The organism is Nonomuraea sp. CA-141351, from assembly GCF_050944675.1.
Classification (GTDB): domain Bacteria; phylum Actinomycetota; class Actinomycetes; order Streptosporangiales; family Streptosporangiaceae; genus Nonomuraea.
In genome coordinates this window covers 9,357,741-9,376,847 of the sequence record NZ_CP191982.1, presented here as the reverse complement: position 1 = coordinate 9,376,847, position 19,107 = coordinate 9,357,741, and the positions used below count along the sequence as shown (strand labels likewise).

General features: G+C 70.3%; 14 protein-coding genes and 1 tRNA gene. 10 read left to right on the top strand and 5 right to left on the bottom strand.

The genetic code is table 11. The features are described from left to right. The first annotated feature begins 48 nt into the window (after window positions 1-48). The 5 genes from obgE (at window position 49) to ACQPWU_RS43985 (ending at window position 5,967) form a co-directional block, all read left to right on the top strand. A complete protein-coding gene (obgE, locus tag ACQPWU_RS44005; protein ID WP_433431590.1) occupies window positions 49-1,401 on the top strand; it encodes a GTPase ObgE in 1,353 nt (450 codons plus the stop codon). A 90-nt stretch (window positions 1,402-1,491) separates the two neighbouring features. Continuing rightward, window positions 1,492-2,610, top strand: a complete 1,119-nt coding sequence (gene proB, locus ACQPWU_RS44000) for a glutamate 5-kinase (protein ID WP_433431589.1) — start codon at window positions 1,492-1,494, stop codon at window positions 2,608-2,610. A 37-nt stretch (window positions 2,611-2,647) separates the two neighbouring features. After that, window positions 2,648-3,922 carry a glutamate-5-semialdehyde dehydrogenase gene (locus ACQPWU_RS43995; RefSeq protein ID WP_433431588.1) on the top strand — a complete coding sequence of 425 codons (1,275 nt, stop codon included), beginning with the start codon at window positions 2,648-2,650 and terminating at the stop codon, window positions 3,920-3,922. Window positions 3,923-3,972: 50 nt separating this feature from the next. Further along, entirely contained in the window at window positions 3,973-4,149 is a 177-nt protein-coding gene (locus tag ACQPWU_RS43990; RefSeq protein ID WP_433431587.1) for a hypothetical protein, read from the top strand. 81 nt (window positions 4,150-4,230) lie between these two features. Then, window positions 4,231-5,967, top strand: a complete 1,737-nt coding sequence (locus tag ACQPWU_RS43985; protein WP_433431586.1) for a protein kinase domain-containing protein — start codon at window positions 4,231-4,233, stop codon at window positions 5,965-5,967. 111 nt (window positions 5,968-6,078) lie between these two features. On the opposite strand, the gene ACQPWU_RS43980 is transcribed toward ACQPWU_RS43985, so the two are convergent. Continuing rightward, complete coding sequence (locus ACQPWU_RS43980; protein ID WP_433431585.1) at window positions 6,079-7,101, bottom strand: M48 family metallopeptidase; 1,023 nt, start codon at window positions 7,099-7,101, stop codon at window positions 6,079-6,081. A gap of 96 nt (window positions 7,102-7,197) precedes the next feature. On the opposite strand from ACQPWU_RS43980, the gene nadD reads away from it, so the two are divergent. From nadD to ACQPWU_RS43960, 4 genes are all read left to right on the top strand, one after another. Then, window positions 7,198-7,815 carry a nicotinate-nucleotide adenylyltransferase gene (gene nadD, locus ACQPWU_RS43975; RefSeq protein ID WP_360696694.1) on the top strand — a complete coding sequence of 206 codons (618 nt, stop codon included), beginning with the start codon at window positions 7,198-7,200 and terminating at the stop codon, window positions 7,813-7,815. A 117-nt stretch (window positions 7,816-7,932) separates the two neighbouring features. Continuing rightward, the gene (gene rsfS, locus ACQPWU_RS43970) at window positions 7,933-8,328 is read left to right on the top strand and encodes a ribosome silencing factor (RefSeq protein WP_349451907.1); all 396 of its coding nucleotides are present in this window, start codon (window positions 7,933-7,935) and stop codon (window positions 8,326-8,328) included. A 52-nt stretch (window positions 8,329-8,380) separates the two neighbouring features. Then, on the top strand, window positions 8,381-9,010 hold the full coding sequence (locus tag ACQPWU_RS43965; protein WP_433431584.1) for a histidine phosphatase family protein: 630 nt from the start codon (window positions 8,381-8,383) through the stop codon (window positions 9,008-9,010). Window positions 9,011-9,310: 300 nt separating this feature from the next. Then, window positions 9,311-9,383, top strand: a tRNA-Ala gene (locus ACQPWU_RS43960). A 62-nt stretch (window positions 9,384-9,445) separates the two neighbouring features. Here ACQPWU_RS43960 and ACQPWU_RS43955 read toward each other — a convergent pair. Continuing rightward, window positions 9,446-10,954 (bottom strand): SDR family oxidoreductase, encoded by a 1,509-nt coding sequence (locus ACQPWU_RS43955; protein WP_433445434.1) that lies wholly within the window; start codon window positions 10,952-10,954, stop codon window positions 9,446-9,448. 30 nt (window positions 10,955-10,984) lie between these two features. Next, entirely contained in the window at window positions 10,985-11,359 is a 375-nt protein-coding gene (locus ACQPWU_RS43950) for a hypothetical protein (RefSeq protein ID WP_433431583.1), read from the bottom strand. Window positions 11,360-11,616: 257 nt separating this feature from the next. Here ACQPWU_RS43950 and ACQPWU_RS43945 point away from each other — a divergent pair, with 257 nt between their 5' ends. Further along, window positions 11,617-12,873, top strand: a complete 1,257-nt coding sequence (locus ACQPWU_RS43945) for a cryptochrome/photolyase family protein (protein ID WP_433431582.1) — start codon at window positions 11,617-11,619, stop codon at window positions 12,871-12,873. Window positions 12,874-13,313: 440 nt separating this feature from the next. On the opposite strand, the gene ACQPWU_RS43940 is transcribed toward ACQPWU_RS43945, so the two are convergent. Continuing rightward, on the bottom strand, window positions 13,314-14,369 hold the full coding sequence (locus tag ACQPWU_RS43940) for a glycosyltransferase (RefSeq protein WP_433431581.1): 1,056 nt from the start codon (window positions 14,367-14,369) through the stop codon (window positions 13,314-13,316). 898 nt (window positions 14,370-15,267) lie between these two features. Further along, window positions 15,268-19,041 (bottom strand): S8 family peptidase, encoded by a 3,774-nt coding sequence (locus ACQPWU_RS43935; protein ID WP_433431580.1) that lies wholly within the window; start codon window positions 19,039-19,041, stop codon window positions 15,268-15,270. Window positions 19,042-19,107 lie beyond the last annotated feature (66 nt).

Sequence of the window (19,107 nt, the reverse complement as noted above, 5' to 3'; positions counted from 1 at the left end):
CATGTGTTGGGATGAGAGGCCCCTGCGAAGGGGATGGAGGAGTGCGGGATGCCGGACTTTGTGGACCAGGTGGTCCTTCATATCAGTGCCGGTGACGGAGGGAACGGATGCGCCTCCATCCACCGGGAGAAGTTCAAGCCGCTCGGCGGCCCCGACGGCGGGAACGGCGGGCGGGGCGGTGACGTGGTTCTCGAGGTCGACCCCAATACGGCGACGCTGCTCGAATACCACCGCCGGCCGCATCGCAAGGCCGACAACGGCAAGCAGGGGCAGGGCTCAAACAGGGACGGGGCCAACGGGGCGGATGTGATCCTGCCCGTGCCCAACGGGACCGTGGTGAAGGACGCCTCCACAGGTGAGGTGCTGGTCGATCTCGTCGGTGCCGGCACGCGGTACGTGATCGCCGAGGGCGGGCACGGCGGGCTGGGCAACGCGGCGCTGGCCACGACCAAGCGCAAGGCGCCCGGATTCGCGCTGCTCGGGGAGCCCGGGTCCTCGCTGGACGTCATGCTGGAGCTCAAGAGCGTCGCGGACGTGGCGCTGGTCGGGTTCCCGAGCGCCGGCAAGTCGTCGCTGATCGCCGCGTTGAGCGCGGCCAAGCCCAAGATCGCGGACTACCCGTTCACCACCCTGATCCCCAACCTGGGGGTGGTGACCGCTGGGGAGGAGACCGTGTTCACCGTCGCCGACGTGCCCGGGTTGATTCCGGGTGCCTCCCAGGGCAAGGGTCTCGGGCACGAGTTCCTGCGGCACGTCGAGCGGTGCGACATGCTCGTGCACGTCATCGACTGCGCCACCATGGAGCCGGGCCGGGATCCGATCACGGACTACGAGGTGATCGAGGCCGAGCTGCAGGCGTACGGGAAGCTCGAGGACCGGCCGCGGCTGGTCGTGCTGAACAAGGCGGACGTGCCCGACGCCCGGGAGCTGGCCGAGCTGGTCGCACCCGAGTTCGAGGCACTGGGGCTGCGGGTGTTCACGATCTCGGCCGCCACGCACGAGGGGCTGCGGGACCTCACCTACGCCATGGGCGAGTGGGTCGCGGCGGCCCGGGCCAACAAGCCGGTCGAGGAGCCCACCAGGCTGGTCATCAGGCCCAAGCAGCTCGGCGACGCCGGGTTCCGGGTGCGCCGGGTCAACGAGAACCTGTTCCAGATCACCGGCGAGAAGCCGGAGCGGTGGATCAGGCAGACCGACTTCAGCAACGACGAGGCCGTGGGCTACCTCGCGGACCGGCTCGAACGGCTCGGTGTGGAGGCGGAGCTGGCCAAGGCCGGGGCCACCGCCGGCGCCGAGGTGGTCATCGGGCCGATGGAGGGCGGCTACGTCTTCGACTGGCAGCCCACGCTCAATGCCGAGTCCGTACGGCAGGGTCCGAGAGGGTCCGACAGCCGCCTCTGACTCCCGTGTCACGGGTTGGAGAGCCCGCCTGAGGCGGGAGCGCGGCCCTGGCGGCCAAGGGGCTCTTGGGCCTCGGATAGGCTGCGAGACGTGCGGGAACAGATCAGCTCAGCGTCGAAGGTCGTTGTCAAGGTCGGCTCCTCCTCGCTCACCACCCCCCAGGGCATGATCGACGTCGATCGTGTCGACGCCCTCGTGGACGTGCTGGCGGCGCGGCGCCGTACCGGGACGCAGATCGTCCTGGTCTCCTCCGGGGCGATCGCGGCGGGCCTCGGCCCGCTCGGGCTGACCGCGCGACCGCGTGACCTGGCCACCCAGCAGGCGGCCGCGTCCGTCGGGCAGGGCGTGCTCGTCGCCCGCTACACCTCCTCCTTCGCCCGCTACTCCCTGCGCGTGGGGCAGGTGCTGCTGACCGCCGACGACATGATGCGGCGCGCCCACCACGCCAACGCCCAGCGCACGCTCACGCGACTGCTCGAGCTGGGCATCGTGCCCATCGTCAACGAGAACGACACCGTGGCCACCGACGAGATCCGCTTCGGCGACAACGACCGGCTGGCGGCGCTGGTGTCGCACCTCATCCACGCGGACGCGCTCGTGCTGCTGTCAGACGTGGACGCGCTCTACGACGGCCCGCCCAGCCGCAGCGGCACCCAGCGCCTGGCGGAGATCCGCGGGCCCCAAGACCTGGTCGGCGTCGAGCTGGGGAAGAACGGCGCGGCGGTCGGCACCGGCGGCATGGTGACCAAGGTGCAGGCCGCCAGGATCGCCACGGGGGCGGGGGTTCCCGTGGTGCTGACCGCGGCCGCTCACGCGGCCCAGGCGCTCAGCGGAGCCGACGTCGGCACCTACTTCCACCCAGGCGGCCGCCACCCCGGCACGCGCCTGCTGTGGCTCGCGCACGCCACCACCGGGCGTGGCCGCCTCCACCTCGACCAGGGCGCGGTGGAGGCCATCGTGGGGCGGCGCAAGTCGCTGCTGCCCGCCGGGGTGACGTCGGTGGAGGGCGAGTTCGCGGCGGGCGACCCGGTGGACCTGTGCGGGCCTCAAGGGCTCGTGGTGGCCCGGGGCCTGGTCAACTTCGACGCCGTCGAGATTCCCGGCCTGCTCGGCCGTTCCACCAGGGAGCTGGCGAGCGCGCTCGGTCCGGAATATGAACGTGAACTGATCCACCGTGACGACATCGTCATACTGGAAGCTCACAACTAGCCCAACGGCTTTGGTTGAGTAACAACGGAGCGTAGCCATGAGTACAGAGTTCCTGAAGGTCGCCCACGCGGCACGAGAGGCCGCCGCCGAGCTGGCCCCGCTGCCGCGGGCGCCTAAGGACGGGGCGCTACGTGCCGTCGCCGACGCGCTGGTCGCGCACGCGGCGGAGATCGTCGAGGCCAACGCCAAGGACGTCGAGCAGGCCAGGGCGCAGGGCACGTCCGAGGCGATGATCGACCGGCTGCGGCTCGACGAGGTCAGGGTCGCGGCCATCGCCGAGGCCGTGCGCGAGGTGGCCGACCTGCCCGACCCGATCGGTGAGGTCGTACGCGGCACCACCCTGCCCAACGGGCTCGAGCTGCGCCAGCTCAGGGTGCCGCTCGGCGTCATCGGCATCATCTACGAGGGCCGGCCCAACGTGACCGTCGACGCCGCCGCGCTCTGCCTCAAGAGCGGCAACGCGGCGCTGCTCAGGGGCTCCTCCAGCGCCTACTCCTCCAACACGGCCCTGGTGAAGGTCATGCAGGACGCACTGGAAGGCACCGAGGTGCCCGCGGGAGCCGTCCAGCTCGTGCCGGGGCAGACCCGCGACTCGGTCAAGGAGCTCATGCGGGCCCGTGGCCTGGTGGACGTCCTGATCCCGCGCGGCGGCGCGTCGCTGATCAACTCGGTGGTCGAGGAGTCGACGGTGCCGGTCATCGAGACGGGCGTCGGAAACTGCCACGTCTACGTCGACGCCGAGGCCGACCTCGACCTGGCCGTGCAGATCCTGGTCAACGCCAAGGCGCAGCGGCCGTCGGTGTGCAACTCGGCCGAGACGTTCCTCGTGCACCAGGACGTCGCCGACGCGTTCGTGCCGCGGGCGCTGTCGGCGCTCGCGGAGGCGGGCGTGACGGTGCACGGCGACGAGCGCATCGCCGGCTACGGCTCGGGCGTCGTTCCCGTCACCGAGGACGACTTCTACGCCGAATACCTCTCGCTCGACATCGCCGCCGCCGTCGTCGGTTCTCTGGAGGAGGCGGTGGCCCACATCAGGAAGTACGGCTCCGCTCACACCGACGCGATCGTCACGAGGTCGCAGCGGGCGGCGCGCAGGTTCGTCGCGCTGGTCGACTCGGCGGCCGTGGCGGTCAACGCGTCGACGAGGTTCACCGACGGCGGGGAGTTCGGGTTCGGGGCCGAGATCGGCATCTCCACGCAGAAGCTGCACGCGCGCGGCCCGATGGGGCTCCCCGAGCTCACCTCCACCAAGTGGGTCTATACCGGTGAGGGGCATTTGCGCACGTCAGAGGGCACGGTGGTGGCCGGTTAGTCGGCGTGTCGGCCTGACCGGCGCCGTGGAGCGCGGGTTGACTGAGAGGCATGGAGATTGTGGTCGCCCTTGTCTTCTCGGCCGCCGTGCTGATCGGCGCCGACCGGCTGCTGCTCTGGCTGGAGAGCCGGGGTCACGTCAACTGGCGCAGGAAGGGACGCAGGCAGCTGTCGGAAGAGCCCACGGTCCGGCTCGACAGCATGCTCTCCGACCACACTCGCCGATAATCCTTCGGCGTGCCTCAAGCGTCGACTCGGGTCCCAGCGCTAGGGTTGTGTCCCTTATGGGCGCGCCGGGCGGGAGGGACGGTGACTAAGCTCGGCAAGGTCGGGCCGTACACCCTGGTCGAGCGGCTCGGCCGGGGCGGCATGGGCGAGGTCTACCTCGCTCACAACCGTCGCAACGAGCGCGTCGCGCTCAAGGTCCTGCACGACCTGGCCGAGGACCAGACCTCCCGCGTCAGGCTCGAGCGGGAGGTGCGCGCGCTGCGCAGGGTCGAGAGCCCGTACGTGGCCAAGGTGCTCGACGCCGACCTGAACTGCGCCCGCCCCTACCTGGTGATGGAGCACATCGAGGGCGTCACGCTGCTCGACGGCGTACGCCAGAGCGGGCCGCTCGACGTCTCCCAGCTCGTGGACCTGGCGCAGGGCATCGCCGCGGCACTCGCGATCATCCATGCGGCCGGGGTCGTGCACCGCGACCTCAAGCCGGGCAACATCATCATGGGCACCGAGGGCCCGGTCCTCATCGACTTCGGCATCGCGCAGGTGCTCGACGCGACCCGGCTCACCATGACGGGGACGTTCCTCGGCACGCCCGGCTACACCGCGCCGGAGATCTTCGCCGACGAGCAGGTCGACTCGCCCGCCGACGTGCACGCCTGGGCCGCGACGGTGGCGTTCGCGGCGACGGGGCGGCCGACGTTCGGGCGGGGGACGGCCGAGGCGCAGATGTACGCGGTGCTGAACGGCCAGGCCGACCTCAAGGGCGTGCCGGTTGAGCTGCTGCCGCTGGTGCGCGCCGCGCTCAACAGGGAGCCGGGCAAGCGGCCCACGGCTGCGTTGCTGGCGGACCGGCTGTCGCGGCTGGCCAAGGCCACCAGCACGGCCGATCCGGAGCCCGCCCCCGATGAGGGCAAAGCGGGCCGTGCCGCTACCGAGGAGAGCAAGTCCGCGCGGAGCCGGGCGAACACGGACAGCAAGGTTCCCGCGCCGCGTGCTCGGCCGAACATCGACGGGAAGGGCTCAGCGCCTCGCACTTCGGGCGGGGACGGGAAGGCGGCCGGGGCGCGGAGCCGTACCGGGGCGGATGGGGCCGCGGCTCGGAGCCGTACCGGGACCGATGGGAAGGGGGCGGCCGTCCGGAGCCGGGCCGAGGTGCCTCCGCCGCGCGGCCGCACGAGCGCGGACGGGAAGGCCCCTCTCGCGCGGTCCAAGATGCCCGCGGCGCGCCAGCGGGCGGCGGCGGCCGTCAGGAGCAGGCCGCAGACGCGCGGAAAGACCGGGCTCAAGGCCGAGTCGGCCACCACGCTGCCCGCGGGCAACGGCGCTCTGCTGCTGCTCGCCGTGCTGGCCGTGCCGTGCGTGGTGACCTCGGTGATCTGGCCGATCGCCTCCATCGCCATCACCACGGTGTTCGTGGTGCTGACCCGGACGCTCTGGATGAGCCACTGGCTGGTCAGGAAACGTAGCTCGCGGCGCACGCGGGTGGCGCTGCGCGTGCTGCTCTTCCCGTTCACCCTGGTGGGAGCGGGCGCGACCGCCGCCGTGTGGCCGGGCGTGCCCGTCGCGCTGGCCGCGGGTGGCGCGCTCTGGGTGACCGGCGGGGGAGTGATCGACTCCGACTGGTGGCAGCAGCCTGCGCCCGTGACGGTGGCGGGCGTGGTGTTCGGGATGTTGTGCGGCGGTTTCGCCGGGCGTGAGATCGAGCGGATCGGGCATCGACTGCCCGACCTCCGCAGGGAAGGCCTGCGCGCACTGGCCGTGCTGGGCGGGTTCGTCGCCTTGTGCGCGGCCGCCGTGCGCGCCATCGCCCTCCTGCTCTGACGCCCTGCTGCTCTGTCGCCTTGCTGTTCGGACCCGCCGCCGCTGGTTGCCGATCGCGGCGGGTCTTCGCGGCCGATCAAGTTGATCGGCCGCGAACGGCGGTGCGGCCGGTCAGCCCTGGCCGCCGTCGCGGCGCGAGAAGCGGTTGAAGATGCGCTCGCCCGCGTTCACGGCGCCCTCGGCCACGTCGCGCAGAACGCCGATGAACGGGTCCTGCGACTGTGACCAGGACGCGCGGTAGGACTCGGCCGCCGCCTTGATCTCGTCGGTCACTCGTGCGTTGGAGTCGTCCTCCCTGCGTGGGTAGTCCCCGCCCAGGATGCGGTCGTAGTCGCCGCTGCGCTGCCACTTGTCCAGCTCGGCGACGCGTACCACGGCGAACGGGTGGGTGGTGCCGAGCAGGTTGAGCACCTTGAGGAAGCCGTCGCGAAGGTCGCCCGCGGTGTCGTATTCCTGGTACTGCTCCAGGAACGCCTCGATGTTCATCTCGTGGGTGTAGTCGCCGCCGGCGAGCTTCATCAGCGCGCGCTTGGCCGCCTCGGGGTTCTGCCCGACGAGCAGGCCGCCGCGGTCGGACGAGAGCTCGGACTTGCGGTACCACTCCTCCAGGCCCGCGACGATCGCGCGCAGGCCGATGTAGCCGAGCGGGATCCAGGCGACGCGGGTGGCGAGGCGGGTCAGGATGTCGAGCATCGTCCGGTAGACCGCGTGCCCCGACAGGATGTGCGAGGTCTCGTGGCCGATGACGAAGCGCTGCTCCTCCTCGTTCATGAGGTTGAGCAGACCGGTGGTCACGACGATGAACGGGTCATCGAAGCCGATGGCCTTGGCCTGGACCTGCGGATCCTGCTGGATGTAGATCTCGGGGATCCGGTGCAGATCGAGGGTGTAGGCGGCGTCGCGGCCCATGTCGTAGATGGAGCGGAACTGGGTCTCGCTCACGCGCACGGCCGACGCCAGGTACATCAGGCGCAACCGACGCTCGCTGATGAGGCCGGACATCTGCTTGAGAACCGTGTCGAACCCACTCAACTTACGCAGAGCGACCAGGGCGGACCGGTCTGCGGGGTGTTCGTAGGCTCGGGACGAGATGCCGGGCAGTTGGACGCGGTTGCGGTCCGGGGTGGTCGTCATGCCCGGCATGCTACGTCCGCAACGGAAGCGATGCGCGGCCATCACCAAGGGGGGTGCCATCATGTTGTTGTACGACGTCCGCGTAAGGTCCGTTTCATGATGAATGCGCCTGGTGTGCAGGGAATGAGGCGAGTTGGAGTGATGGGTGGGACCTTTGATCCCATCCACCATGGGCACCTGGTGGCTGCCAGCGAGGTGGCCCATCACTTCGACTTGGACGAAGTCGTCTTCGTGCCGACTGGACGGCCGTACCAGAAGTCGGAGCGCGAGGTGTCGGCGGCGGAGGACCGCTACCTGATGACGGTCATCGCGACCGCGTCCAATCCGCGCTTTTCGGTGAGCCGGGTGGACGTGGATCGGCCTGGGCCGACCTTTACCATCGATACTTTGCGCGATATTTCGGAAATTTATGGTCCTGAGGTTGACCTGTACTTCATCACCGGCGCCGACGCCCTCGGCGCCATCCTGGACTGGCAGAACGCGGACGAGCTGTTCGAACTGGCGCATTTCGTCGGCTGCACCCGCCCGGGGCACACGCTGCACGATCCCGGGCTGCCGGCGGGCCGGGTGACTTTGCTGGAAATTCCCGCGCTGGCCATCTCGTCGTCCGAGTGCCGGCAACGCGTGGCTAAGGGAGAGCCGATTTGGTATTTGGTGCCCGATGGCATCGTCCAGTACATCAACAAGCGGAGGCTGTACTACGGCGAGGGATGAAGGGCCGTCGCGCCGGGGGCGCGCATTGGATGTCGCGCCATAGGTGAGGGGTTTCGGCCTGGAAGGGTACCCTCAACATATGGGCATGCTGCCGACACAGGAGGACAGACCCGCATCGTGACCGCATCTGACAGATCCGTCCAGCTCGTGCGCATCGCCGCGGAGGCCGCGGCCGACAAGCTGGCCGATGACATCCTCGCATACGACGTGAGCGATCAGCTCGTCATCACCGACGCCTTCCTGCTCTGCTCCGCCACCAACGACCGTCAGGTCCGAGCCATCGTCGACGAGATCGAGGAGCGGCTGCGTACCGAGGCGGACGTCAAGCCCGTGCGCCGGGAGGGCGAGCGCGAGGGCCGCTGGGTGCTGCTCGACTTCATCGACATCGTCGTGCACGTCCAGCATGAGGAAGACCGTACGTTCTACGCGCTCGAGCGCCTGTGGAAGGACTGCCCGGCCATCTCGCTGCCGGAGAGCGTCATGCAGGCCAACCTCCAGCGGGCGCGCGCGTGACCAAACTGGTATCTCTCACCTCGGTTCCCAGGCGTTCCCGTGAGGCATCCGCATGAGCAGGCGGATCGTCTGTCTGCGGCACGGGCAGACTCTGTGGAATGTCGAGCAGCGATTCCAGGGGCATTCCGACATCCCCCTCGACGAGACCGGCGTGGCGCAGGCCGCCAGGGCCGCCTCGCTGCTCGCCTCGTTGCGGCCCACCCTGATCGTCTCCTCCGACCTGCAGCGCGCCAACGACACCGCGCTGGCGCTCGCACGCGTCGTTGGGCTCGACGTGGCGGTGGACAAGGACTTCCGCGAGCGTGGCGGTGGTCAATGGGAGGGGCTGACGCGCGAGGAGATCGCCGCGCGCTGGCCTGAGGAGTACGCGGCCTGGGAGGCGCCGGACGGAGAGCCCGTCGCCGACGTGGCCACCAGGGTGGCCGGTGCCATGCGGCGCTGGGCGGCCAAGCTCGACGACGACGGGCTGCTGGTCGTGGCCTCCCACGGGGCGGCGCTTCGGCTCGGGATCTGCGAACTGCTCGGGCTGCCCGAGCCGTTGTGGCCGGCGCTGGGCGGTCTGGGCAACTGTTCCTGGTCGGTGTTGCAGGAAGGTCGAAAGGGGTGGCGGCTGCTCGAGCACAACGCCGGGACCCTGCCGGAGCCCGTCCACAGCGACGACAGGCCGGACGCCGAGGCGTAGGCGAGGACGACGGACCAGACGTCGCGGCGTTCGGGCGAGGACGAGGACGTCTGGTCGGACGCTGTGGCGTGGACAGGACGTCAGGCTCGACGTTGCGGCTAGGAGGGACGTCGGGTCGGACGTTGTGGCGTGGGCGGGGACGCCAGGCCGGATGCCGCGGCATGCGCGAGCTCGTACGGCTCGGGGGCCGTACGACCGGCGCCGGGTGCGCTGTTGCCGGGGTACGGCGATTATGCGAATCGGCGCGGATGGCTATATGCTCTCGGAGCGCCGCAACGGGTGGACTCGGAGCGGTGACCAGGGGCTATAGCGCAGTTGGTAGCGCGCCTCCATGGCATGGAGGAGGTCTGGGGTTCGAATCCCCATAGCTCCACACGATCACATGGCATCTGCCTCAGCGGGCTGCGTATGATCTACGCAGTCGTCCGCATCAGATCAAGATCGCGTGGCTGACCGTTTAGGTCGGATCATGCGAAGAGCGAGGGGTACGACCGCCTGGCCGGCTGCGGCTTTGGCGATGTTCCCCGGCATCCGGCCGAAGATCAGCCCATGAATCGGCGTGCTGGCCCACCAGTACAGGTGGCCCAGGAGGCCGCGGGGATGGAAGATCGCCCGCTGCCCGTACACAGTCGTACCGTTCTGCTCATGACAGGTCAGCTCCAGCCACGCCAGCCCCGGCAGCCGCATCTCGGCGCGCAGCCGCAGCAGACGACCCGGCACGATCTCCTCCACCCGCCAGAAGTCCAGCGCGTCGCCGACCCGCAGTCGGCGGGGATCGCGTCGCCCCCTGCGCAGGCCGACGCCCCCGGCCAGAGAGTCGAGAAAGCCACGGAACCGCCAGGCGACCGGCAGGGAGTACCAGCCGTTGTCCCCGCCGATGCCCTCGATCACCCGCCACAGCTCGCGGGGCGGTGCCTCCACGGTCCGGCGCCGCTCGTCCACGTACAGCACCCCGCCGGCCCAGCCGGGGTCGGTCGGCAGCGGGTCGCTTGGAGTGCCGGGGGTCGACGCCGACGTCCACCGGGTGGCGACGTCGGCGTCCTTGATCCGGCGTAGCGCCAGATCCACGGCGTGCTCGAACCCGGCCAGCCCCCCGGGCGGGTCCGGAATGTAACGGGCGATGTCGTGCTCGCGGCAGACCGTCTCATTGCGGAGCGACTCCACCAGGGGACGCGCCACGCGGGCCGGCACAGGGGTGACCAGCCCCACCCAGTAGCTCGACAACCGCGGCGTCAGCACCGGCACCGGGATGATCCACCGGCGTGCCAGGTCCGCCACCGCGGCATACCCTCGCATCATGTCCGCGTACGTCAGGATGTCCGGGCCCCCGATGTCGAACTCCCGATGCGCCTCCTGCGGCAGTTCGGCGCTCCCCAACAGGTAGCGCAGCACGTCGCGGATCGCGATCGGCTGGGTCCGGGTGCGTACCCAGGTGGGTGTGGTCATGACGGGCAGTCGCTCGGTCAGGTAACGGAGCATCTCGAACGACGCCGACCCCGAGCCGATGACCACGGCCGCCCGCAGCACCGCCGTGGGGACGCCGGAATCCAGCAGGATCCGCGCCACCTCCCCCCTCGAACGCAGATGCGGCGAGGCGTCGCTGCCTGGGACGAGGCCACCGAGATAGACGATGCGGCGCACGCCCGCCTTGCGGGCCGCGGCGGCGAACGTCAAAGCCGCCGCACGATCTTTTGCGGCGAAGTCGCGTCCCGAACCCATCGTGTGGATCAGGTAGTAGGCGACGTCAACTCCTTCCAGCGCCGCCTCTGTCCGCATCGGATCCGTCGCATCGGCCTCACTGATCTCCACGCGGTTGCGCCAGGGATGGTCGCGCAGCCGGCCGGGGGTGCGCGCCATGCAGCGCACCGCGTAGTCAGCCTCGAGCAACTCCGGCACCAGCCTGCTCCCGATGTAGCCGGTCGCCCCGGTCACCAGACATCGCATCATCGGCATTCCCCGAGTTCCGTGTGGTCATCACCGGTTGCGCCGCCGCAGCGCGGCGTTCACCGCGGTGGCGAACAACGTCCATCCGGCGTACGGCACCCGCGCCGGCCCCGCCCGGCGATCGGCACGCGACGCTCGCGGGGTGAGCAGCAGGGTGGAGGCGTTGAGGGGCAGGGCGGGCCTCGGCGGGGCGCGTCTGCGCGACGGCCGTGGTCGTGGCGCATGTCCGCCGGAGGCGGTCGGCATATATCGCGGCGTCCAGTCCAGGGCGAACGCTTGCCATGGCGGCCGCCACCAGGACTCGTCCAGCCTCTGGCGCCGTGGCGCGCCGGGGTAGGCAGCCCAGCCGCGGGTGCGCCCGGCGGTGCAGACCGCCAGGGCCGTCTTCACGAACGTCGTCATCATGGTGTGGTCCTGTTAACCCGGATCTGGTGCTGTTCGCCGGGGTCGTCTGGCTTCGGTGGCAAAGCCACTCAAAAGGGCACGGGCACATGCGCCAGATCCGCATGCCTCTATGAACGACGGCGGCACGCTGTCCGCTGCGCCTCTTCCCTTCATGGCAGTGGGCGGCGGAAAAGGTCAACCCTGCCTGGAGCACGAGGCGCCCAAGAACCGGTCAAACCGGGCGTGGGCGCAGGCTCGGGGTGGAACATACCGGGTCGATGAACACCGTCATCGTGCTGTTCACCAGGGACCTGCGCGTGCACGACCACCCGGCCCTGACGGCCGCGTGCGAGCGCGGTGGCCACGTCGTGCCGCTGTTCGTACTGGATCCGGCGGTGCCGGCGGGCTGCCGGACCGGGTTCCTGCTCGACTGCCTGGCCGACCTGCGCGCCTCCCTCCGCGCCCGGCAAGGCGACCTGCTGGTGCGGCACGGCGATGTGGTGGCCGAGACGATGCGGCTGGCCCACCAGTTGGAGGCCGACTCCATCTACGCCAGCGCCGAGGTCAGCCTGCTCGGCCGCAGCCGGGAGTCCCGCTTCGCTGCGGAACGCATCGACTTCCGCGCCTTCCCAGGCCTGACGGTCGTGCCTCCTGGCGCACTGCGTCCTTCCGGCGGCGGCGACCATTACCGCGTGTTCACCCCCTACTGGCGGACATGGTCAAGTCGGCCACACCGTCCTGTCCTCCCCGCGCCGGCCCGTGTCATGCTGCCATCAGGCCAGACCCCGGGAGACCTGCCCGCCCACCCGCCGCACCCCGCTCTCACCGGCGGCGAGTCAGCCGCCCGCGCCCGCCTGCGGCGGTGGCTGCCCCACGGGCTGGACGGCTACGCCGCCGGCCGCGACGACCTGGCGGGCGACCACACCTCACGGTTGAGCCCGTATCTGCGGCTGGGGTGCCTGTCCTCGCTGGAACTGGCCCATCTGGCCTGCGGCTGGCAGGAGTTCGTCCGGCAGCTGTGCTGGCGAGACTTCTTCCACCAGGTGACCCTGGCGTTCCCGCGGATCAACCGCGACGACTATCGGCCACGTTCCAGGCGCTGGCGGGACGACCCGCATGCGGTGGACGCCTGGAAGGCGGGCATGACCGGTGTCCCCATCGTGGACGCGGGCATGCGCCAGCTCCTGGCAGAGGGGTGGATGCACAACCGGGCACGCATGATCGTCGCCGACTACCTCGTCCACCACCTGGGTGTGGACTGGCGGATTGGCGCCCGGCACTTCTTCGAACTGCTGCTGGACGGCGACGTGGCCGACAACTTCGGCAACTGGCAGTGGGTCGCCGGCACCGGCAACGCCACCCGCCCCGGCCGCCGGCTCAACCCCATCCGCCAGGCCGCCCGCTTCGACCCCCACGCCGACTACATTCGCAGATACGTCCCCGAACTGGCCGATCTGCCCGCGTCTGCCGCTCGCGAGCCGTGGCGTCTGCCCACGCGGGTTGCCGGCTATCCCGCCCCCCTCGTCCTCCCGTGAACCCATCCGGGCGCGGCAAACCCGGTCGGGCCGCCGCATGTTCAGCTCCGCCAGGCGCTGCAGCGACTGCCGCAGCATGGCCGTGCTGACTGGTCCGCCAGCCAGGCCAGCCGCTCGGCCGAGTGGTTGTGGGCTGTTTGGCGGAGCGCTCATGTGAGATCGTGGGTGTGCTGGCCTGGGAGTTTCCCGGTCCAGCCGCCCGGTCGAGTGGTCGTGGCCTATTCGGTGGGCGCCCACGCGAGACCGCGAACGTGCCAGCCCGGGAGTCCCCGGTTTTGGCGGCTGCGGGCCCATCGGGAGCCGCTCGAGGGCGTCAGGGTGTTGCCGCATCGATTTGCGGGTGTGCTGCGCGCACGTCTGAGGGCGGCGGCGTGGTGCCTCCGGCATCGGCCGAGCCGGTGCTGGAGCGCGGGGCGGTCGATTACGGTGCGCGTCCTTGGTCAACGGCCCTTTTCGTACACGAGGAGGCCGCGGGACAGGTGTAGCGGGACCATGATGAGCTCGATCACCAGGGCCTTCCAGGCGTAGTACAGGTTGACGGCCTTGTTCAGGTAGACGAACGGCAGGTTGAAGAGGACCTGGCGGACGGGGAGGCGGCGGCGTTTGGCCGCGTACAGGAGGGCGGGGATGGTCAGGAGGAGCTCGCCGCCCGCCCACCACGCCAGCGTGCCGGTCACCGGCTGGTGCATGGCCAGCGTGAGGATCAGCGGGATGGTCCACCACAGCGGGGCCAGGAGGATCTCCAGGAGGGCCACGATGATCCAGGTCGCCAGCATGGGCTTGCGGGTGAGCAGGCGGGGGAGGTGGAGGCGGACGTTCTGCATGAAGCCCGCCATCCAGCGCCACACCTGCCTTCGGAGGTAGGTGAGGGTTTCGGGGTCGGCGGCCCAGGCCATGGCGTCGGGTACGTAGACCGCCTTGCGGCCTTCGATCTGCTGGCTCCAGGTGAAGTCCATGTCTTCGACGATCGTGCGTTCGGGGAAGCCGCCGAACGCGGTCAGGGTCGTGCGCCGGAACACGGAGCAGCAGCCCGAGCAGACCATGGGGCTGTTGGCGAGCTGCTGGATCGGGCGGTGCCAGTGGAAGCCGAAGAGGTATTCGGTCGATCTGCCACGCTCCCATGGGGTGCGGGCGAAGCGGGTTTGCACGTTGCCGGCGGCCACGCCCACGGCCGGGTCGTCGAAGACGGGCTTGATGCGCTCGATGTAGTCGGGGGCCAGAACGGTGTCGGCGTCGACGGCCAGGACCAGGTCCGTGTCGCAGTGGGGGAGCGCGTGGTTTTGCGCCTTGGCCTTGCTGCCGAGGTTGCGGGGTGGGCGCAGGATCGTGACGCCGTAGGCCGCGGCCACCTCGCCAGTGCGGTCGGTGGAGCCGTCGTCCACCACGATGATCTTTTCGGGTGGGACCGACTGGGCTTGGATGGAGCGGAGCGTGGCCGGGAGCCCGGCTTCCTCGTTGTGTGCGGGAACGATGACCGTGAGGGTCGTCCGGGTCACCTGCGCCTCCCCAGCTTGAGTGCGACCAGGGTCACCAGGCCGACCGTGGCGTAGATGATCACGCTGAATCCGAGTGTGGGCGGGCCTCCGGGCATCCTGCGGTTCCCTTCTGAGTGGGTGGATCGGTCGATGTGGGAACGAGGATGTCTGGTGGGGTGGGGGCGTGGAGCGTTGGAATCCGGTTCTGGGGATGGAGGGGTGCGGTCTGGTTCCGCCTGTGGACAACGTCCCTCCGCGACATCGCACTGAGCGCCTCCGCCGCGGTCTCCCTGCGCCACGGCTCCCTGCGCTGTGGTCTACCTCAGCCGCGGCGGCTCGTGCCCCGCTACAAGGGCCACCAGGGCGCGCGTGCGCCGTGGTATCGGCGTGAGCGCTGGTACCAGCTGAACTGTGGTGCGGGACGTCGGCTGTGGCGCGGAGCGTGGGCTGTGGCGCGAAGCGTGGGTGTGGTGCCGCCGTGGGCTGTGGGCCCAGCGTTGGCTGTGGGTTCGCGGCGTGGGTGTGGTGCCTGGGGTGGCGTCTGGTGCCGGCGTGGTGCTGGCGTGGCAAGTGGTGGCGCGCGTGGGTGTGGTGCTGGCGTGGCAAGTGGTGGCGCGCGTGGATGTGGTGCTGGCGTGGCAAGTGGTGGCGCGCGTGGGTGTGGTGCCAGCCGTGCGGTGTGGTGCCGGCGTGGGATGTGGCGCCATCCGTGCGACGTGGTGACGGCGTGGGATGTGGGCCGTGAGTGGGTTGCGCCGCGGCGGGCGACCCGCTTCGTGGCCTGGGTTGTGCACCTGTGCCGCGCCGTCCCTGCGCCTCGGGGAGGCAGGGCGGTGGCACCAAGGGGTTCGTACCCCTTTGCCCTCCGCCAAAGGCGACGGCGGCCAAGGAGCGCGAACTCCTTGGCCGCCGCCAGGTGCTATCTCAGGGCGTAGGCCCGGTTGATGGTCTGGGTGGTCGAGCCGCCCGCCGTGTCCGACGCCGTGACCCGCAGCGACACGAACCCGCTGGTCTGCGCCAGCGCGGGATGCGCCACCTCGGCCCGGAAGTGGCCGTCGCCCCGCTTCTTGACCCGGGTCGCGTCCTGCCAGGTCACCCCGTCATCGACCGAGTACTCCACCCGTACCCGATCCACGACAGGCGCCCGCCGCACGCTCGAGTGCGCCCCCGCCCGCAGGTCGAACGTGAACGCCTCCCCGGCAGGGGCCCGGTTCAGCAGGTCGAGCGGCAGGTCGTACCTGATCTGGACGGCGGGCTGGAACGCGCACCCGGCCCCGAACGAGCACGAATACCCGCGAGGCGCACCGGAGGGCGGCGGCGGGAAGGAGGCGAACTGGGAGGTCGTCGTCACCGTCCGGGAGAGGGTACGCCCGGGGGTGTCCACGGCCTCCACCCGGTACGCGCCGGATGCCCCGGGCACCGTGAAGTAGCGAGGCCGCCACCCTTGCGCGGCCACCTCCTGACCCCCCACGAACAGCCGCGGCTTCGAGGTGACAGGGCTCAGCTCGGAGTAATGCCGGGGATCGGAGTCCAGCCACTGCTCGAAGGGCACGAAACGGTCGGAGTCGCGGCACAGCGCGCACGGCACGGACACCGGATACCCCGAGGGCACGTCGGCGGCCCCCGGCACCAGCGGCGCCTTGAACCACTGCTCGGAAACCCGCCGGTCGTCCCGCGTGAACCGGTCGTCGGAGTGCAGGATCAGACTCGAGTTCGTGATCGTGCGCGACCACACCACGTCATCGGAGACGGGCCCGAAATACTCGGTACGGGTGAGCGGCATTCGCAACGGGCCGCCGTACGTCAGGCGCCCCGGCTCCTCGCCGGCCGTCGACTCGCCGTACTCCCAGCCGCTGGTGTCCGGTTTGTCGGCGTGGTAGGCGGCGTTGATCCGTACCAGGTCGCTCATGTCGACCTTGGCGGGCCGAGAAGGCACCCGCCCGCGCGAGTCGAAGCGGAGGTGGTAGACCGCCCCCGCCCCCGTGTACGGCTCCAGTCGCAGCGACACCGGCCCCGCAGCCAGCGCGGACCGCACAGAGCGCCCCTCGGCGGCGCTCAACCCCATCTGCAGGAACGAGCCCAGGGGCACCCGCGCCCGCCCGCCGTCGACGTCGAGGAAGGCCAGGACGCCCGCCGCGCCACGCAGGGAGGCCTCGCGGCCGGCGTCGTCCATCTGGACGCCCGCGTTGACGTAGCCGCCCTCGACCGGGATCCCGACCAGGGCGATCTTCCCGGAGACGTCCACGCCCGAAAAATCCTCAGGTCTCCCTCTTCCGACCGAAATAATGGGATAAGTCGTGGTGGACGTCAGCCAGCGCATGCCCTCCATGTCGTACGCGGGATGCAAGGCCAGAGAGCCCGCGGTGGCCGAGGTGAGCACCGGAGCTTCCAGGTTCCACTGGTGCGACAGCCGCACCTTGCCCGTCTTCATCGAGGACACCGGCGTGACGAACAGCTGCTGCCCGCCCAGGACCCCGGTCCACAGCGAGACCGGCTTGGTACGGTCGGTGAAAGTGCGCACGTAGTACGCGCTCCCGCCCCCGTCGAGCGTCTTCGGCGTGTCCGGCCTGATCGGCGCCGTCTTGCGCGCGTCCAGCGTGACCGTCTTGTCCCCGTCGAGCCGGACGTTCTCGATCACCCAGCTCGTCCGGTTGCTGATCCGGATCTCGTTGGCGACGCCCATCACCTCGTAGTCCCCGTCAGGGAGGTAGAACTCGCCGTTGCCCGAATAGTCCGTGTGCAGGAAGTAGTACCCGTACGGGTTGAACGGGTCCTCGGGGCTGTTCGTCCGCTTCAGCGGAACCGCGTACACGATGGGCTCGGCCTGGTAACCGGGGAAGAACTCCTTGGTTCCGTACGAGTTGACCAGCGACACCCCGAGCCGGTGCGTGGCGGGGCCGGTGTAATAGCTGAACGGCGTCACCAGCCGCACGTCACCGGAGCTCGCCGTCACCCAGCCGCCATAGGCGCCGATCGGCCCGGCCGAGGGGTCGACGGTGAGGGAGACGGTGGCCGTGCCGTTCGCGGGCACGGTGACGCTCTGCGCGCCCAGCTTGATCGCATTGTCCGGGGCGGGCTTGCCGCTCCAGCCACGCGTGACGAGCGAGACGGCCAGCGTGACCGCCTCCGTGCCGATGTTCCGGTACGTGACCTGCTTCGTGGCGGACTTGCCGAGGAGCCGGAAGTCGACCACGGAGCTGGCGAACACGCTCTGGGTGACCGCGCGGGCCACGTCCACCCGGCCGCTGCCCTGCTCGAACCAGTTGCGCCCGTCGTTGCGCTGCGCCGTCGAGGTCAGCGCGTCACGGAGCTCACCGGCCCGCCAGCCTGGGTGCTGCTGGGCCAGGATCGCCGCCGCTCCCGCCACGTGCGGGGTCGCCATGGAGGTGCCGCTGAACGCCGTGTACTTGTCGTCGCCGGGAATGCCGGGCAGCGAGGAGTCGGCCGAGCGGGCGGCCACGATGTTCACGCCGGGGGCGACGATGTTCGGCTTGACCGCGGCGTCGTCCAGCCGTGGCCCCTTGCTGGAGAAGTCGGCCAGCGTCGTGCCCGTCTCCTTGTCCACCGCGCCCACGGCCAGCGCCTCGTCGGCCGCCGCGGGCACGCTCACCGTGAGCGGGTCCGACTCGTTGCCCGCCGCCGTCACGAACAGCGTCCCGTACTTCTTCGTGAGCTCGTTCAGCGCCTGGCTCATCGGATCGGTGCCGTTGCCGCAGCAGGAGCCCAGGCTCATGTTCACCACATCGGCGCCCTGCGCGGCGGCCCACTCCATGCCGGCGATGGCCCACGACCAGTCGCCCAGGCCGTTGTCCGCGAGCACCTTCCCGACCATCAGCGACGCGGCGGGCGCCACCCCCTTGTACGTCGAGCCCGCGCCCGCGATCGTCGAGGCGACATGTGTGCCGTGCCCCACCTTGTCGGCGATGCCGGCGGAGTTGGAGAAGTTCTCGGTGGCGATGATGCGTCCGGCGAAGTCCGGATGGCCGGCATCGATCCCGGTGTCGAGAACGGCGACCTTGACTCCCTTGCCGTCGAACCCGCGCTCCCATCCGGTGGGGGCGCCGATGAGCGGCACGCTCTTGTCGAGTGACGCCTTCGTCTTGCGGTCCAGCCAGATCTTGGCGATCCCGCCGCCGCGCAGCTTGTTGCCGGTACGGAGCCCGGCCCAGAAGTCGTCCGCCTGCTCGGCGCGTACCGTGATCGCGGCGCCGTTGACGCTGTCGAGCACCCGCACGTTCTCGCTGGCCGGCAGGGCCCGGGCCGCGCTCGCGAGCGCGGACGGGGCCGGGTCGCCCTGGTAGGTGACGAGCAGCGGGATCGCCTCGACGCGCTGGTCCTGTGCCAGCGTCTCGACGTCGAACAGTTCCTCGTCAAGGGTCCCGGCGGCGACCAAGGAGGCCGCGTCGGAGGGCAGGACGAGATAGCCGCCGTCCTTGCCGGGCAGCGTGGCGAACGTGACGCCGGCGCCGTCCGGCCGGGGCGCCGGCTTGATGGCGACGGAGGGGACGCCGCCCTGCGACGGCGCGTACTCGACGACGTCGCCGGTGATGAGGGTGAGGGTGACACGTCCCGGCTGGGTCTCAGCGGGCTCGGTGGCCGCGGATGCCGCCTGGTGGGGTGGCACGACAACGGCGGCGAGCACGAGCGCCGAGCCCGATAACGCCGCCGATAACCGCGTGTGAAATTTGGACAAGATGCGCCCTTTCGGTCGTTACGGGAGCGCCTTCGGGAGCGCTCCCAAAATCTCCGGCAGGGCCAG

Excerpts from the sequence above, each read along its gene's own strand:
- obgE (WP_433431590.1), top strand. The coding sequence starts at position 49 with ATGCCGGACTTTGTGGACCAGGTGGTCCTTCATATCAGTGCCGGTGAC.
- ACQPWU_RS43995 (WP_433431588.1), top strand. The coding sequence starts at position 2,648 with ATGAGTACAGAGTTCCTGAAGGTCGCCCACGCGGCACGAGAGGCCGCC.
- ACQPWU_RS43990 (WP_433431587.1), top strand. The coding sequence starts at position 3,973 with ATGGAGATTGTGGTCGCCCTTGTCTTCTCGGCCGCCGTGCTGATCGGC.
- ACQPWU_RS43980 (WP_433431585.1), bottom strand. The coding sequence starts at position 7,101 with ATGACGACCACCCCGGACCGCAACCGCGTCCAACTGCCCGGCATCTCG.
- nadD (WP_360696694.1), top strand. The coding sequence starts at position 7,198 with ATGATGAATGCGCCTGGTGTGCAGGGAATGAGGCGAGTTGGAGTGATG.
- ACQPWU_RS43965 (WP_433431584.1), top strand. The coding sequence starts at position 8,381 with ATGAGCAGGCGGATCGTCTGTCTGCGGCACGGGCAGACTCTGTGGAAT.
- ACQPWU_RS43955 (WP_433445434.1), bottom strand. The coding sequence starts at position 10,954 with ATGCGATGTCTGGTGACCGGGGCGACCGGCTACATCGGGAGCAGGCTG.
- ACQPWU_RS43950 (WP_433431583.1), bottom strand. The coding sequence starts at position 11,359 with ATGATGACGACGTTCGTGAAGACGGCCCTGGCGGTCTGCACCGCCGGG.
- ACQPWU_RS43945 (WP_433431582.1), top strand. The coding sequence starts at position 11,617 with ATGAACACCGTCATCGTGCTGTTCACCAGGGACCTGCGCGTGCACGAC.